Annotated in this window: 12 protein-coding genes and 1 pseudogene; 6 read left to right on the forward strand and 7 right to left on the reverse strand. The window is 68.1% G+C overall.

Going from position 1 to position 14,114, the window contains the following annotated elements:
* Nucleotides 1-43: 43 nt before the first annotated feature.
* Nucleotides 44-151: pseudogene (locus WT60_RS35470) on the forward strand (LysR family transcriptional regulator); the annotation flags it as partial.
* Nucleotides 152-621: 470 nt separating this feature from the next.
* Entirely contained in the window at nt 622-957 is a 336-nt protein-coding gene (locus tag WT60_RS27770; RefSeq protein ID WP_038746934.1) for a type 1 fimbrial protein, read from the forward strand.
* A gap of 155 nt (nt 958-1,112) precedes the next feature.
* On the opposite strand, the gene WT60_RS27775 is transcribed toward WT60_RS27770, so the two are convergent.
* The 4 genes from WT60_RS27775 to WT60_RS34805 all read right to left on the reverse strand — a co-directional run bounded on the left by WT60_RS27775 (nt 1,113) and on the right by WT60_RS34805 (nt 5,235).
* Nucleotides 1,113-1,985, reverse strand: a complete 873-nt coding sequence (locus WT60_RS27775; RefSeq protein ID WP_038746937.1) for a LysR substrate-binding domain-containing protein — start codon at nt 1,983-1,985, stop codon at nt 1,113-1,115.
* Between the two features lie 746 nt (nt 1,986-2,731).
* Entirely contained in the window at nt 2,732-3,619 is an 888-nt protein-coding gene (blaPEN-bpc, locus tag WT60_RS27785) for a PEN family class A beta-lactamase, Bpc-type (RefSeq protein WP_038746943.1), read from the reverse strand.
* A 209-nt stretch (nt 3,620-3,828) separates the two neighbouring features.
* Nucleotides 3,829-4,797 carry a peptidoglycan DD-metalloendopeptidase family protein gene (locus tag WT60_RS27790; RefSeq protein WP_060356564.1) on the reverse strand — a complete coding sequence of 323 codons (969 nt, stop codon included), beginning with the start codon at nt 4,795-4,797 and terminating at the stop codon, nt 3,829-3,831.
* A 174-nt stretch (nt 4,798-4,971) separates the two neighbouring features.
* A complete protein-coding gene (locus WT60_RS34805; RefSeq protein ID WP_186448621.1) occupies nt 4,972-5,235 on the reverse strand; it encodes a hypothetical protein in 264 nt (87 codons plus the stop codon).
* Between the two features lie 175 nt (nt 5,236-5,410).
* Here WT60_RS34805 and WT60_RS27795 point away from each other — a divergent pair, with 175 nt between their 5' ends.
* On the forward strand, nt 5,411-6,322 hold the full coding sequence (locus tag WT60_RS27795; RefSeq protein ID WP_059669963.1) for a LysR family transcriptional regulator: 912 nt from the start codon (nt 5,411-5,413) through the stop codon (nt 6,320-6,322).
* 813 nt (nt 6,323-7,135) lie between these two features.
* Here the strand turns inward: WT60_RS27795 and WT60_RS27800 are convergent.
* Nucleotides 7,136-8,290 (reverse strand): porin, encoded by a 1,155-nt coding sequence (locus WT60_RS27800; protein WP_059669964.1) that lies wholly within the window; start codon nt 8,288-8,290, stop codon nt 7,136-7,138.
* 443 nt (nt 8,291-8,733) lie between these two features.
* Here WT60_RS27800 and WT60_RS27815 point away from each other — a divergent pair, with 443 nt between their 5' ends.
* Both WT60_RS27815 and WT60_RS27820 read left to right on the forward strand, forming a co-directional pair.
* Nucleotides 8,734-9,882 (forward strand): OpgC domain-containing protein, encoded by a 1,149-nt coding sequence (locus WT60_RS27815; protein ID WP_038746955.1) that lies wholly within the window; start codon nt 8,734-8,736, stop codon nt 9,880-9,882.
* 64 nt (nt 9,883-9,946) lie between these two features.
* Nucleotides 9,947-10,792 (forward strand): alpha/beta hydrolase-fold protein, encoded by an 846-nt coding sequence (locus WT60_RS27820; RefSeq protein ID WP_060356566.1) that lies wholly within the window; start codon nt 9,947-9,949, stop codon nt 10,790-10,792.
* Here the strand turns inward: WT60_RS27820 and WT60_RS27825 are convergent.
* Together WT60_RS27825 and WT60_RS27835 are read right to left on the reverse strand one after the other, a co-directional pair.
* Nucleotides 10,764-11,774: a delta(1)-pyrroline-2-carboxylate reductase family protein gene (locus tag WT60_RS27825; protein WP_060356567.1), complete on the reverse strand. Its 1,011-nt coding sequence runs from the start codon at nt 11,772-11,774 to the stop codon at nt 10,764-10,766. The genes WT60_RS27820 and WT60_RS27825 overlap by 29 nt on opposite strands.
* 603 nt (nt 11,775-12,377) lie before the next feature.
* The gene (locus tag WT60_RS27835) at nt 12,378-12,776 is read right to left on the reverse strand and encodes a carboxymuconolactone decarboxylase family protein (protein ID WP_060356568.1); all 399 of its coding nucleotides are present in this window, start codon (nt 12,774-12,776) and stop codon (nt 12,378-12,380) included.
* Between the two features lie 411 nt (nt 12,777-13,187).
* On the opposite strand from WT60_RS27835, the gene WT60_RS27845 reads away from it, so the two are divergent.
* A complete protein-coding gene (locus tag WT60_RS27845) occupies nt 13,188-14,078 on the forward strand; it encodes an alpha/beta fold hydrolase (RefSeq protein WP_059669967.1) in 891 nt (296 codons plus the stop codon).
* Nucleotides 14,079-14,114 lie beyond the last annotated feature (36 nt).

The raw sequence follows: 14,114 nt of genomic DNA on the forward strand, positions 1-14,114 counted from the left end.
CGGGTTGCGCCGACCCTCGGCGGCGCTCGTGCGCGGGCGGCACGCCGCGCATTGCTTCGCCGATTGTCTGCTTCAGGTGATTCGCCGTCGCCCGCACTCCGCCAGGCACGAGGATCTCGCGTTGTTCGGCACGTTGACGATGCTCGCTTGATGCGTTCCCGACTCGTGCGGCGCGGCACACGACGCTCGGCGCAACGTGCCGCCGTCACGCCCGATGCGGCAGCCGTGGTCCGTGGTCCGTGATCCGTGACCCGATCGACCGGCATCGCGCGAAACCGTCTCCGTCACGAACGCGCACCCAATACGTCGCGCCGCTAACGACGCGTCCGCATGCGTCCGTTCGACGCAGCGCGCCGACGCGCCATCGCGGCCCTCGCATCACCGATGCACCGACGCCCCCCGCGCCCGCCCGCACGCCGCCTTGCATTCGCGGCGCGACGCTTCTATCTTGAAAGCGTCGGCGTCGTTCGAACGATGCCGAGCCGTTCGTTGTCGACGCAACCTTCTAATCCGTCCGCATCAAGTTTTCGCATGCACTGCCGTTTACGCAATTAGCTTCGCAGCGTATCCGCAGCACGCCGTTCGGAACGTTGCGCAGCGCCCATTCGCGTGGAGCACTCTATGCAACGTTCATCGCTCATTGCGTCCAGCCTGTTGGCCGTGTCGATGTTTGCGCTTTCCTCCGCAGCCCACGCCCAGCAGACCGGGATCATCCGCTTCAGCGGCATGATCGTCGAGCCGCCGTGCTCGTTCTCGATCACGAGCGGCGCCGGCGCGCAAGCACAACTGCAGCCCGCCTGCCCACGTCCGGCCAAAGGCGACGTCACGTTCGTCGATCCTCAAAGCGGCGCCGCGCTGCGCACGGTGAAGTTCACCGAGCAGTCGCGCGCGATTCCGCTGCCCGCGGGGCGGCCCGGCGAAACGTCGCGCATCGTCGCCGTCGTGTCGTATCTGTAGCGGCCCGCGCGAAACGAGTGTTCGCCGTTGCACGGATTGCGGCACGCGGCAGCATGCGGTGTTCGGTGTTCGGTGTTCGGTGTTCAGCACTCGGCGCACGACGTTCTCCATCGGTCAAACGACACGACCGCCATCGAACCCGACACCCTGTCTCGTCAGTCGCGATTCGCGTCGAGCCATGCGCTGAAACGCTGGATCTTCTGCTGTTGCGCGACGCTGTCCGGATAGACGAAGTAGTAGCGCGCGCCCGTCTTCTGCACGATGTCGAGCGGCATCGCGAGCCGCCGTGCGGCGAGATCCTCTTCGCTCAGCGTGAGGTCGCCCAGCGCGACGCCGAAGCCTTGCGTCGCGGCGCTCGTCGCGAGATCGAGCGAATCGAAGCTCGGCCCGCGGTCCGGGTCCACGCCGGTCACGCCCGCATAGTCCAGCCAGCGGCGCCAGTCTCGATGATCGCGCGTCGGATGCAGCAGCGTGTGGCCCGCGAGATCGTCGACGCCCGCGAGCGGCTTGTCCTTCAGCAGCTCCGGCGAGCATACGGGCGTGAGCCGCTCGTCGAAGAGCGGCACGGCCGTCACGTCCGGGCCGGGCGACATCCCATAGACGATCGCCGCGTCGAACGGCTCGCTCTTGAAATCGACGTCGTGCCGCCAGGTCGTCGTCATCTGCACGTGCAAATCCGGATGCTCGCGCTGGAAGCGCATGATGCGCGGCAGCACCCAGCGCATCACGCAAGTCGGCACCTTCAGCGCGAGATCGGTGCGCTGCCGCGTGAGCTTCAGCGAAATGTCCTCGATCCGCGCGAAGCTCTCGACGACGACGGGCAGCAGTTGCTCGCCCTCCGCCGTCAACGTGAGCCCGCGCGCGTGGCGCATGAAGAGCGGGAAGCCGTAATGCGCTTCGAGCGACTGGATCTGGCGGCTAATCGCCCCTTGCGTCACGCACAGCGCTTCGGCTGTACGCGTGAAGCTGCGATGGCGCGCGACCGTCGCGAAGATCTGCAGGGCATTCAAGGGCGGGAGGCGGCGCATGGCGGTCGACGGCTGGACTGAAGTAACTCGGCGATTCGGAGACGCGCGGGCGATTCGACGAGCGATGCCTGCGGGCGAGCCGTCACGATAAGCGAAATGCGGCTGTTGCGCGAGCATGGACGCCGCATGCCGTTGCGCGACGCGTCCGGCGAAACGGCTCGGCGCGCGCCGAGCTCGCCGAGGCGGCCATTGCGGCGAGCCTCATCGGAGCGATTCGCGCGTCGCCGACTCGCATATCGTTCGCGCCGAACTCACGTCGAAATCATGCGGAAATCGCGTCGACATCGCGCCGTTATGACAGACGATTATCGGCGTCAGCGTCATGAAGCGCGAGACGGGCGACAAGCATGCCGCGCTGTCCGCCCGAAGCGGCGAACGCGCTTCGCGCTTCGTATTGTCGATTCGATGTCGACGGCGAACCGGCGGCCGGTGCGCGGCGCGCCCGCATTCGACATGCGCCGATGCCGACACGCGCCGCCCGCAGCACACGCGCAGCATCTACCACGCCTCTACCGGGCGGCCTCATGACGCGCGCAGTCCGGCGGACTGCATCGCTGCAGCGCCACGGCGCGCGGCCATCAACGCCGCGCCGATCCATGCATCGAGCGCCGAATTCGCCCGCACCCCGCACATTCGCCGGCGCATCGGCCCCGCGCCGCCCGGCGCAACCACCCAGCCGCATGCGCCGCGCAGGCCGCCGGGCGGTTCACGTCGAGCATGCCGAAACGGCTTGCTCCGCGACGCCGTCAGGCAAACGCCCGCGCGGCGATGCGCGCCGCCGAAGCGATCACGTCGCTGCGCGCCTGCGCGTTCTTCTCGCGCATCGTCGTGTAGACGACGAACACGATCGGCGCGCGGTTCGGCGGATATGCGACGCCGATGTCGTTGCCCGTTCCGTAGTCGCCCGTGCCGGTCTTGTCGGCGACGCGCCAGTCGGCCGGCACGCCCGCGCGAATCCGCGCGTCGCCCGTCTTGTTGCCGAGCATCCACGCATCGAGCTGCGCGCGCTGCGCGGCGCCGAGCGCGTCGCCGACGAGCAGCCGACGCACGCTCGCGGCCATCGCGGCGGGCGTCGTCGTGTCGCGCTCGTCGCCGGGAATCGCCGTGTTCAGCTCGGTCTCGCGGCGATCGAGGCGGAACGTCGTGTCGCCGATCGAGCGCGCGTACGCGGTGACGGCCTGCGGACCGCCGAGCAGCGCGATCAACAGGTTCGCCGCGGTGTTGTCGCTGTACTGGAGCGTCGCCGCGCACAGCTCGGCGATGGTCATGCCTTTGCCGACATGCTTCTCGGTGATCGGCGAATAGTTGACGAGGTCGCGCTTCGTGTAACGGACCCGGCGCTGCAGCAACTCGGCGTCGCCCGCGCTGCGCGCGAGGATCGCGGCCGACAGCATCGTCTTGAACGTGCTGCAAAACGGGAAGCGCTCGTCGGCGCGATACGCGATGCGCGTACCCGTCGCGGTATCGAGCGCGACGAAGCCGAGGCGACCGTCGAACGTCGACTCGAGTTCGCGCAATTGCCGCTCGGCGGCGGTAACGCCGTTCGAATCGCCGCGCAGCGGCGCGCATGCGCCGACGAGCGGCACGGAGACGGCCGCGGCGAGCAGCGAACGGCGCAACGGAGAATGGTTCATAAGCGGATAGCGAGAAGATTGAACAGAAGCGGATCGGGCCGCGCGGCACTCGCGCCCGCGATCTCGCGGCCCACGAGCGTATCAGTTCTCGTCGCACGAATCCGTGTGAAATTGTGGCCGTCCCGTGCTCGCCCACGCGTACGGCGACGCGCGCTCGCGGCCCGCTCGCCGCCCCACTTCCGTTCGCTTGCCCCCGGCGTGCCCGGCCGCTATCCCTGCTGCCGGCCCGGCAGATACTGCATCGGATTGACCGGCTTGCCGTCGCGCCGGACTTCGAACAGCATCCCCGCGCGCGCGCCGTCGCCCGTGCCCATTTCGGCGATCTGTTCGCCCTGCTGAACAACGTCGCCCGTCTTCACGAGCACCTTGCGGTTGTGCGCATATGCGGTCAGGAAATCCGCGTTGTGCTGGACGAGGATCAGCGTGCCGTAGCCGTTCAAGCCCGTGCCCGCGTACATCACGCGGCCGGACGCCGCCGCGCGCACGGGGTCGCCCGCATGTCCGGCAATCCGGATGCCGCGATTGCGGCCGGGCTGGAAGGTTTCGACGATCGCGCCCTTCGCCGGCCACGCGAGCGCGATCGACTGCGCGTGGCGCTTCGTTTCCTGGACCACGCGACGGTCCGCCGCGCGATCCGCGGCGCTTTCGGGCGCCGAAGCAGGCTGCGGCGCGCCGGCCGAGGTCGCGCCGCCGGCGGGCGCCGCGCCCGCGCTGCTCGCCGCATCGGCTGCGCGAGCGGCGTCGGCGGCATTGCCGGGCGCACGCGCGGCATCGGCACCGCTCGCCGCCTGCGAAGCGGCCGCGTTTTCCGCGCCGGGCGGCGCGATCCGCAGCGTTTGTCCGATGGCGATCCGGGTCCGGCGCCCGAGGCGATTCCAGGTTTGCAGATCGCGCACGGTGCACCCATTCGCTTGCGCGATCGCGGATAGCGTATCGCCGCGCTTCACGACGTAGCGTGTCACGACGGGCGCCGGCGCGGCGGCCGCGTCCTGATGCTGCGCCGCATCGCCGGGCTGCGGCGCGGACGCCGCCTGCGCGGCGCTCGCCGACGACGCGGCCGCGCCGGCGAGCGTATCGGTGGGCGCGACGGGCGACGTGGTCGCGCAGCCCGCGACCACGAGCGCTGCCGCCACGCCGGACAGCCACGCGACACTGCGGTCGATCTCGCTCTTGCTCATGCTCGAGACAACTCCGGTCATGGAATTTTTCGAGCATCTCAAAAATCGCCGGAAGCGCGTGTAACCGGATGCAAGAATGATGACAAAATCGCAACGAGCATTGCCGATGCTGGAATTGAATCGATCGAGTCTCACGGCGAACGAAATAATTCGCCGGCACGGCGACACGAACCCTCATTTGACGCCGAGCGAAAAATACATGTTCAGCGCCCAAAAACAGGCGATCCAAGCCCATTTCCGCCGATCGATCGCGTTTTCAGGCACGCCGCTCGACGGCTCGCACAACCGCCGCCCGGCGCGCCGCATGATGAATTCGCGCGCCGCGCCGGCCTCGGTCACGCGCGTCACAGGTACTGCACGCTCAGCGTCGAAAACGCGAAAGCGATGCCGCAACAGAGAAAGAAGATGTGCAATGCGATCTTGAACGCCAACAGCCAAGACGGGTTGCTACCCATGCGCGCCTCCGGGCCGACGAACGAGTGGACATGATGCGCGGCAATTCGTCGCACGAAAATGCGGAACCGGCGAAGCGGGCCTCAGGCACCGCCTGAACGCGGCGCCCCGCAATCCTGTTACCGTATCGGCCATTACAACGACAACGCAAGCAAGCTCCATGCGATTCGACTTGACCGATCTGCGACTTTTCCTGCACGTCTGCGAGGCCGGCAGCATCACGGGCGGCGCCGAGCGCGCGCACATGACGCTGCAATCCGCGAGCGAGCGCATTCGCGGCATGGAGGAAGAGCTCGGCGTGCCGCTTTTGCAGCGCGCGAAGCGCGGTACGCGCGCGACCGAAGCCGGCCGCGCGCTCGAGCACCATGCGCGCGTCGTCCTGCAACAGATCGACCATATGCGCGGCGAACTGCAACAGTTCGGCGCCGGGCTGCGCGGCCACATCCGCCTCCTCAGCAACACCGCCGCGCTCAGCGAATATCTGCCCGACGCGCTCGCCGAATACCTGCCGCGTCACCCGAAGCTGTCGGTGAGCGTCGAGGAGCGGTCGAGCCAGGAGATCGTTCATGCGATCCGCGGCAAGACCGCGGATTTCGGGATCGTCGCCGATTCGGTCGGGCTCGACGGACTCGAGCAGATGCCGTTTCGCGAGGACTGGCTGATCGCCGTCGCGGCGGTCGACCACCCGCTCGCCGCGCGCGAGCGGGTCGCGTTCGCCGAGCTCGTCGACGCGGACTTCATCGGCATGACGGACGGCAGCGCGCTGCAGGTCCACCTCTCCGAGCAGGCGAAGGCGCTTGGCAAACGGATCGACTACCGCGTCCAGTTGAAGAGCTTCGACGCGATCTGCCGGCTGATCGCGCGCGGCGTCGGGATCGGCATCGTGTCGCGCCACGCGGCGCTGCGCGCGCAGCAGACGATGCAGATCCGCCTGATCGAGCTCACCGATCCGTGGGCGCACCGCCGGCTGACGATCTGCGCGCGCAGCTTCGACGAATTGCCCAAGTACACGCGCGACTTCATCGCATTTCTCGCGCATGATCCGGGCAAGAACGAGTCGTGCGCGGCTTGAGCTCGGCGGCGGATAGGCGGATAGGCGGATAGGCGGATAGGCCGCGGTGCGTCGGTCGGCGGCCGCTCGTCGCCGCGCAAGCGCCGGCCCGCAAAGCCGCGCGATCGGCGGTGCGGCGCTTCCTTTCGCCGCGCGCCCGCGATGCGACATGCGGCGCACTCGCGGACGTTCGGTGGCCGCTCGTTCGAGTCGAACCAACAGATCGACCGCAGTGCGCAGCGAGTCGACGCGAGCATTTCAATTCCGATACGCACGATCCGAATTCGCAGGCGGACATGAACGGCGCATACGCGCTGCGATTGATCTGCGTCGCGCAGCAAACGCAAATCTGACGCGTCGGCCGAATCACTCGATTCTCGAATCGGCCTGCACTGGATCGGCAGTCGCTCGAGATGGACAAGGCAGGCCCCGCGGGCGGGTCGTTTTACGATCGTCGCACGCCGCTTCGAGCGTCAGCGAACAGCCGGATACACGGCGAGGCGACAGCCCGCCGACGCGCGTCCCGCATGGCGCACGCGCCTGCCGTCAATCAGGAGGAAATGGAGGAAAACGAAGTGAGGCTCGGCGGCCCCGAGCGTCGGCGATGTCGCGAAACATCGATTGAAACGCCCCCGCGACGGCACACATCGGGCCGTTTCGCGCCGGCCGCGCCCGCAAAAGCAAAACCCACGCATCAGGCGATGCAGCCGTCCCCGCCTGATCGATAAAGCCGTTCAGCCGGCCCGAACGAGCCGGCTGAATGCAAAACTCCAACTTGAACCGGCCGGCGGCGGCACGTCGATCGATCGCGCGCCGCCCGCTTGGCCGGTGCGATCAGAACTTGTGGCGGATCGCCGCGCGGACCGCGAACTGGTTCGCCGACGCCGACGGGCCGTCCGTGCCGACGACATAGCCGCCGTCCGCGATGGTGCCCGTCTTGTCGCCCGCGACCTTCTGCCATGCGCCCTGCAGATAGACGTCGGTGCGCTTCGACAGGTTGTAGTCCGCCATCAGGCCGACGGTGTGGTACTTCGGCTTCGCGGTGCCCGCGGCCGCGTCGAACTTGCCGTCCGTATACACGTACTGCGCGCCGATGAAGAGCGCCGGCGTCAGCTGGTACTTGCCGTTGATTTCGAAGTTCTGGAACTTCGTCGCGGTCAGGCCGAGGCCCGTGAACGTCGACGACGGCAGATACACCGTCGAGACCGGATTCTTGATGTCCGCCTTCGTGTACACGAAGCCGACCGTCGCCGGGCCGAACGTGTAGTTGACGCCGCCGCCGAAGATACGCAGGCGATCGGCCGTGAAGTTCGCGTCGTTGTCCGCGATCGCGCCGCCCGCCGTCTTGCCCGGGTTGTTCGCCTGCAGATATGCGGCGGCGAGTTGCAGGCCGCCCAGCGTATAAGCGGCGCCGATGCTGTACTGACGGTTGTTCGAGAAGCCGGTCGCGTTGCTGAAGCTGTACGTGCCGCCGACTTGCAGGCCGTTCCAGTCCGGGCTCGCGTACTTGATCGTGTTGTTCACACGGAAGGAGTTGTCCGTGTTGTCGTTGTCGAACGGGTGCGAGAACAGCGTGCCGCCCCAGTTGCCGTTCGCGGTCAGCGGCGCGAGGTAGTCGACGACCGAATCGTACTGACGGCCGAGCGTCAGCGAGCCGAATTGCGTGTGCGACAGGCCGACGAACGCCTGGCGGCCGAACATCCGGCTGCCCTGGCCGAGCTTGCCGCTATTCAGGTCGAAGCCGTTTTCCAGCGTGAAGATCGCCTTCAGGCCGCCGCCCAGGTCTTCCGAGCCGCGCAGACCCCAGCGGCTGCCTTGCGCGAAGCCGCTCGCGAGCTGGTAGTTGCTCTTGCCGATGCCGTTGACGTTCACGTTGCTCGTGTAGTTGAAGCCCTCGTCGATCACGCCGTACAGCGTGACACTGCTTTGAGCGAAGGCCGGCGCGGCGAACGCGAGCAGTGCGGCGGCGGAAATGGCTTGCTTTTTCATTATCGATATCTCCAGACCTTGTGTTCGGCGGCCTCGCACATGCGAAGCCGCCACGACGCATGTGACGTTTCGGCGCCCCCTTTCGGGGCGTTTCATTTCGGGGGGCATCTCGGGCGCATCCCGCCTCGTACGGCCGACGCCTCGGGATTGCTGCACTGGGGGAAATACTGTCATGCAAAAAATGCAACGTCCATGTTGGTGCATCACTTTTTTACATTTCGTTGCGTATTGCCAACTGCCGTGTCGGGAATTCGTCAGACTCGTCCGTAACTTCGCGTAAACCCGTAACCCTCGCCATCGATGGCACAATGCGCGAGCATCGTTGTCTGAATCCGATCATGTAGCGTGCCGCCCCCCACCATGCGCCATTTGTCCGCCCCCGTTTTCGCCGTTCGAGCCACGCACCGCGTCCGCCGCGCGTCGCCGCGCGCCCGCGACGCCGCATGAACGCCGCGCCAGCCCAACGTTACGCCGAGCTCGACTTTTTTCGCGGTCTCGTGCTGCTCATCATCGTCGTCGACCATATCGGCGGCAGCATGCTGTCGCGCGTCACGCTGCACGCCTACGCGCTCTGCGACGCGGCCGAAGTGTTCGTGTTCCTCGGCGGCTTCGCGACCGCGATCGCGTACAACTCGCTCGCCGCGCGCCACACCGAGTCCGCCGCGCGCCAGCGTTTCATCAAACGCGCGTTCGAAATCTATCGCGCGTTCCTGTTCACGGCCGGCCTGATGCTTTTCATCACCGCGATGCTCAACGCGTTCGCGATCGACGCGCCGAACATGCCGACCAACGATCTCGACGGGCTGATGCACGCGCCGCTCGCCGCGCTGCGCGACATCCTGCTGCTACGGCGCCAGCCGTATCTCGCGTCGGTGTTGCCGATGTACGCGTTCTTCGCGCTGCTCGTGCCGCTCGCGCTGCCCGTCGCGCGCAGCCGCTGGTGGTGGCTGCTCGTCGCCGCCAGCGCCGCGCTGTGGCTCGCGGCGCGCAAGATCGCCGGCTATCTGCCGACCGTCGACGGCGTGCCCTGGGACTTCAATCCGTTCGCATGGCAGTTCCTGTTCCTGCTCGGCATCGTCGCGCGCTGCCAGCCGATCTACCCGGTGCTCGCGCGGCGGCCCGTAGGCTGGTTCGCGACCGCGGCCGCGATCGTGGTGGTCGCGGCCGGCGCGTACTACCGGCTGCGCATCGAGCCGTTCCCGGCCGATCCGTCGATCAAGCAGAATCTCGGCGTGCTGCGGCTCGCGAATTTCATCGCGATCGCGTGGCTCGCCGCGAAGCTCGTCCACCTCGGCTGGATGCATCGGATCGCGCAGGCGATGCCGTGGATCGGCACGATCGGCCGCCAAGGCCTGCTCTGCTTCGTCGCGGGCACGGGCATCTCGCTGCTCGTCGATTCGCTGCTGTACGCGGCGACGGACGGTTATCTGAACGTGCCGCTCGGCCTCGTCGCCGACGCCGCCGCGGTCGGCCTGCTGTACGTCGTCGCGAAGCTGTACGCACCGCTCGTCGCGCGGGCGTCCGAGTTCGTCAGGCAATGGCGGCTCCCGCAGCGGCCGCCCCGGCTGCCGCTGCGCCGCCCGCGGCGCTGAAAATCCGCATACGGCCGTCATTCGCTGCTGCTAGCATATCGGCGCCCATTCCCATTACGCCGTCATGCGCCGATTCGTCTTGCCTCTCGCCGCGCTGCTCGCCGCCGCGCTCCATCTCGCCGCGCACGCGGCGCCCGCCAGCAGCATCGTCACCCGCACGTTCCGCTCGCAAGCGCTGCACCGCGACTGGTCCTACACCGTCTACCTGCCCGCGGGCTACAACCCGGAAGGCGCGCGCTATCCGGTGCTGTATCTGCTGCACGGCAACGCCGGCAACGCGAACGACTGGATCACGCAGGGCCGCCTGCAACTCACCGCCGACGCGCTGATCGAGCGCCGGGACATTCCGCCCGTCGTGATCGTGATGCCGCAAGGCGGCACCGACTGGTACGTCGACCGCAAGGAAAAGATGCAGAGCGCGTTTCTCGACGATCTGATGCCCGACGTCGAAGCGCATTACGCGGTGTCGAACCAGCGCGCGGGACGCGCGATCGGCGGCGTGTCGATGGGCGGCTTCGGCGCGCTGCGTTTCGCGTTCCTCGAGCCGGAGCGCTTCTGCGGCGCGATGCTGCTGAGCCCGGCCGTCTACGCGAACGAGCCGCCCACGGGCTCGGCCGCGCGTTACGTCGGCGTGTTCGGCGACAAGCAGTTCGACCCGAAGGTCTGGCACGAGCTCAACTACCCGGCGCAGTGGCGCAGCTACTTCGCGCAGCCGCTGCGGCTGCGGATGTTCATCGCCGCCGGCGACGACGATCTGTCGATCCAGGCCGAGTCGAGCGTGCTCTACACGAGCCTGCGGCGCGCGCAGAATCCGGCCGCGCTGCGGATCGTCGACGGCGCGCACACGTGGGACGTGTGGCGCCGCCTGATCGCGCCTGCGCTCAAGTACACGCTCGAGTGCGTGAAATGAGCGCGACGCGGCACGCGGCGAGATCCCAGGCCGCGCAGCCGACGCTCTTGAAGAAGACCGGGGTGCCTTGCAACGGCTCGCTCGGTGTCGGTGTCGGTGTCGGTGTCGAAGCTGATGCGGTCGCGGACGCGGTCGCGTACGTTTGCTCCTTTGCGCGCAGCGCGTCGGCAAGCGAGCGCACACGCGTCCAGTCGACGCCCGCGACGATCAGGTCGCCCGCTTCGTGGCGCGCGCCCGCCGGATCGTCGACGTAGAGCGCGCTGCCCGCGATCGTCCGCGCGCCGACCTCGGCCGCGTCGGGCGTGAACGCGCCGACGCCGACGACGAGCCTCCCCGCTCGCGCCGCCTCGTCGTAGACGGGCGTGGCGCTCGTCGTCGACGTGATGACTGCGTCGAGCGTGTCGGGCAACGCATCGCCGTCGAGCGGCTCGGACGGCTCGAACGGCTCGAGCGTCGGCAACACCGCTCGCAGACGCGCGCAGAACGCCGCGGCCTGCGCGGCCGTTCGCGCCTTCACGCGCACGCGCACGCCGGGAAACAGCGCGGCGAGCGCGTCGACGTGGTGCGCGGCCTGCGTGCCGGTGCCGATGAGCAGCACGTCGCGCGGCGCGGCGCGCAGGAACGTGCGGATCGCGAGCAGCGTGACCGCGGCCGTGCGGCGGCCCGTGACGGTCGGGCCGTCGAGCGCGAAGAGCGGCTCGCCCGTCGTCGGCTCGAAGACGCTCACCTGCCCCTGGATCGTCGGCAAATCGCCGCCGCGATTGCGCGGACACACGGTCACGAGCTTGTGGATCGCGAGATCGCTCGCCGACGCGGGCATCGACAGCATCGCGCCGCCTTCGTTGAGCGGCACGACGAGCCGCGCGGGGCTCGCGATCCGGCCGTCGGCCGCGTCGAGCGCCGCGGTGCGCAATGCGTCGACCAGCTCGGCGAACGGCGTGAGGCGCGCCGTCTGCGCCGCGTCGAAAACCGCTGTCGTCATCGTTTGTCCTCTCGAAGGGGCTTCGGAGTCGGAGGCTTTGCTTCTTCGGTTCTTCGGTTCTTCGGTTCTTCGGTTCTTCGGTTCTTCGGTTCTTCGGTTCTTCGGTTCTTCGGTTCTTCGGTTCTTCGGTTCTTCGGTTCTTCGGTTCTTCGGTTCTTCGGTTCTTCGGTTCTTCGGTTCTTCGGTTCTTCGGGGCTTCGGGGCTTCGGGGCTTCGGGGCTTCGGGGCTTCGCGCACTTCGAGTTCCCATGTGCGTTTCGGTGCTGCTATCCGACTTCGCGTTTCGTGTCGTCGACGTCGGCGTTCCCGGCTTCGTCGATGCGTCGGCGTCGGTTCAATGATTCGGCGATTCGCCTCGGCGCCTCGCCTCCTAGCCCCTGAATCTCCGAGCCCCAAACTCCAAACCCAGAATCACGCATCTCCGAATCGACAAATCGCCGAACGCCCAACCCCGAAACATCAGCATTGACGACGAACGTCGATCGGCGCGCGTTCGGCCTCGACCGCAGCGATCGCGCCCGGGCGGCGCCACCCCGCCGCACCGCCCGGCCTCGGACCCGGCTCGCACGCGGCCAACACACTGCCCGACGCCATCACACGCCATCACACGCCATCGTCGGGCACGTCGAGCCCGAGCGCGTCGATCACCTCGCGCGCGTTGCGAAACGCCTCGACGGCCGCCGGCGCGCCCGCGTACAGCGCGCTGTGCAGCAGCACCTCGCGAATCTCGACGAGGCTCGCGCCATTGTTCAACGCACCGCGAATATGCCCCTTGAGCTCGTGCCCGCGCCCGAGCGCCGCGAGCATCGCGCACGTGCAAAGGCTGCGCGTCTTCAGGTCGATGCCGCCGCGCTGCCACGCGCTGCCCCACGCGTGCTCGTTCAGCCATTCCTGCAACGGCCGCGAAAAGCCGTCCAGATCGCTCATCGCGCGCTCGACGAACGCGTCGCCCATCACCTGCGAGCGGCGCGCCTTGCCCCGCTCGCGGTCTGCTTCGCTCATGCCGCTCTCCTGTCCTGAATGGGATGATCGTAGTGGAATCCGGTTCGGCTCAGATGCTACACGGCTTCAATCCCGTCGCCCGCCCTTCGCGCTCGAGGTCTTTCCCCAATTGCGGCGACGTCGTCGCTCGCGTGCGTTGCGCACGCCGCCACGCGCCCCCCGCAGGCGAATTCCGGATCGTCAATGAATCACATCACGAATATCGAATAGGCAAACCGGCAATCGCCGTCTAGACTTTCTGCAGCTCGTGCGTCTGCGACGCACACCTGCGCCGACCGCCGGGCGCACGATGACGGCAGCCGCACGCGAGCACGCCGGCCGTCGGCTGGCGGCCGACGCTTCGAGCGCGTCGCGAGCGCCGCTCGCGTGTGGAAGACAAGATACCGAAGTCAAAATTCAGGAGATCCGACCTTGGATGATGCACGCCGCGTGACTTCGTTCAGTCACGACGAATTGACTTTCGACGTCGTCGATACGGGCCCGATCGACGGCGAGATCATCGTGCTGCTGCACGGCTGGCCGCAGACGGCGAAATGCTGGGCGCGCGTCGCCGCCGCGCTCAACGCCGACGGCTACCGCACCGTCGCGCCGAACCAGCGCGGCTATTCGCCGGGCGCCCGCCCGCGCCGGGTCGGCGCATACCGGATGCAGCATCTCGTCGGCGACGTGGTCGCGCTGATCGAGCGGCTCGGCGGCGGCCCGGTTCACGTCGTCGGGCACGACTGGGGCGCGGCCGTCGCGTGGGCGCTGGCGGGCCGGCATCCGGCCGCCGTGCGCACGCTCACGACCGTGTCGGTGCCGCACTCGGGCGCGTTCATGCGCTCGATGCTCAGCAGCGACCAGTTGTTCCGCTCGTACTACATGGGCCTGTTCCAGTTGCCGAAGCTGCCGGAACTGTTCGTCACGCGCTGTCGCGGGCTGTTCGGAAAAATGCTGGCGAGCACCGGGATGACGCGCGACGAAGTGGACACCGTCTATGCCGACATCGTCGATACGGGCGCGCTGACGACGTCGCTCAACTGGTATCGCGCGATGGCGCTGACGCCGCCCGGCTACCTGACCCGCAAGGTGCCCGTGCCCGTCATGCATATCTGGGGCGCGCGGGATGCGGCGCTGTCGCGGCGCGGCGCCGAGCTCGCGCGCGATTTCGTGAGCGGGCCGTATCGGCTCGAGGTGCTGCCGCACGCGACGCACTGGATTCCCGAGCACGACGCGGACAAGCTCGCCGCGCTCGTGCGCGAATCGATCGCGGTGCGGCCGGGCCCGGCGCCCGGCCCGCTCGCGCCCGCGCCGGCGAGCTGATCGGCGGTTCGCCGGGCGCGCGGCGCGGCGTGCCGC

It is taken from the genome of Burkholderia sp. MSMB617WGS, from assembly GCF_001532025.2.
GTDB lineage: Bacteria > Pseudomonadota > Gammaproteobacteria > Burkholderiales > Burkholderiaceae > Burkholderia > Burkholderia savannae.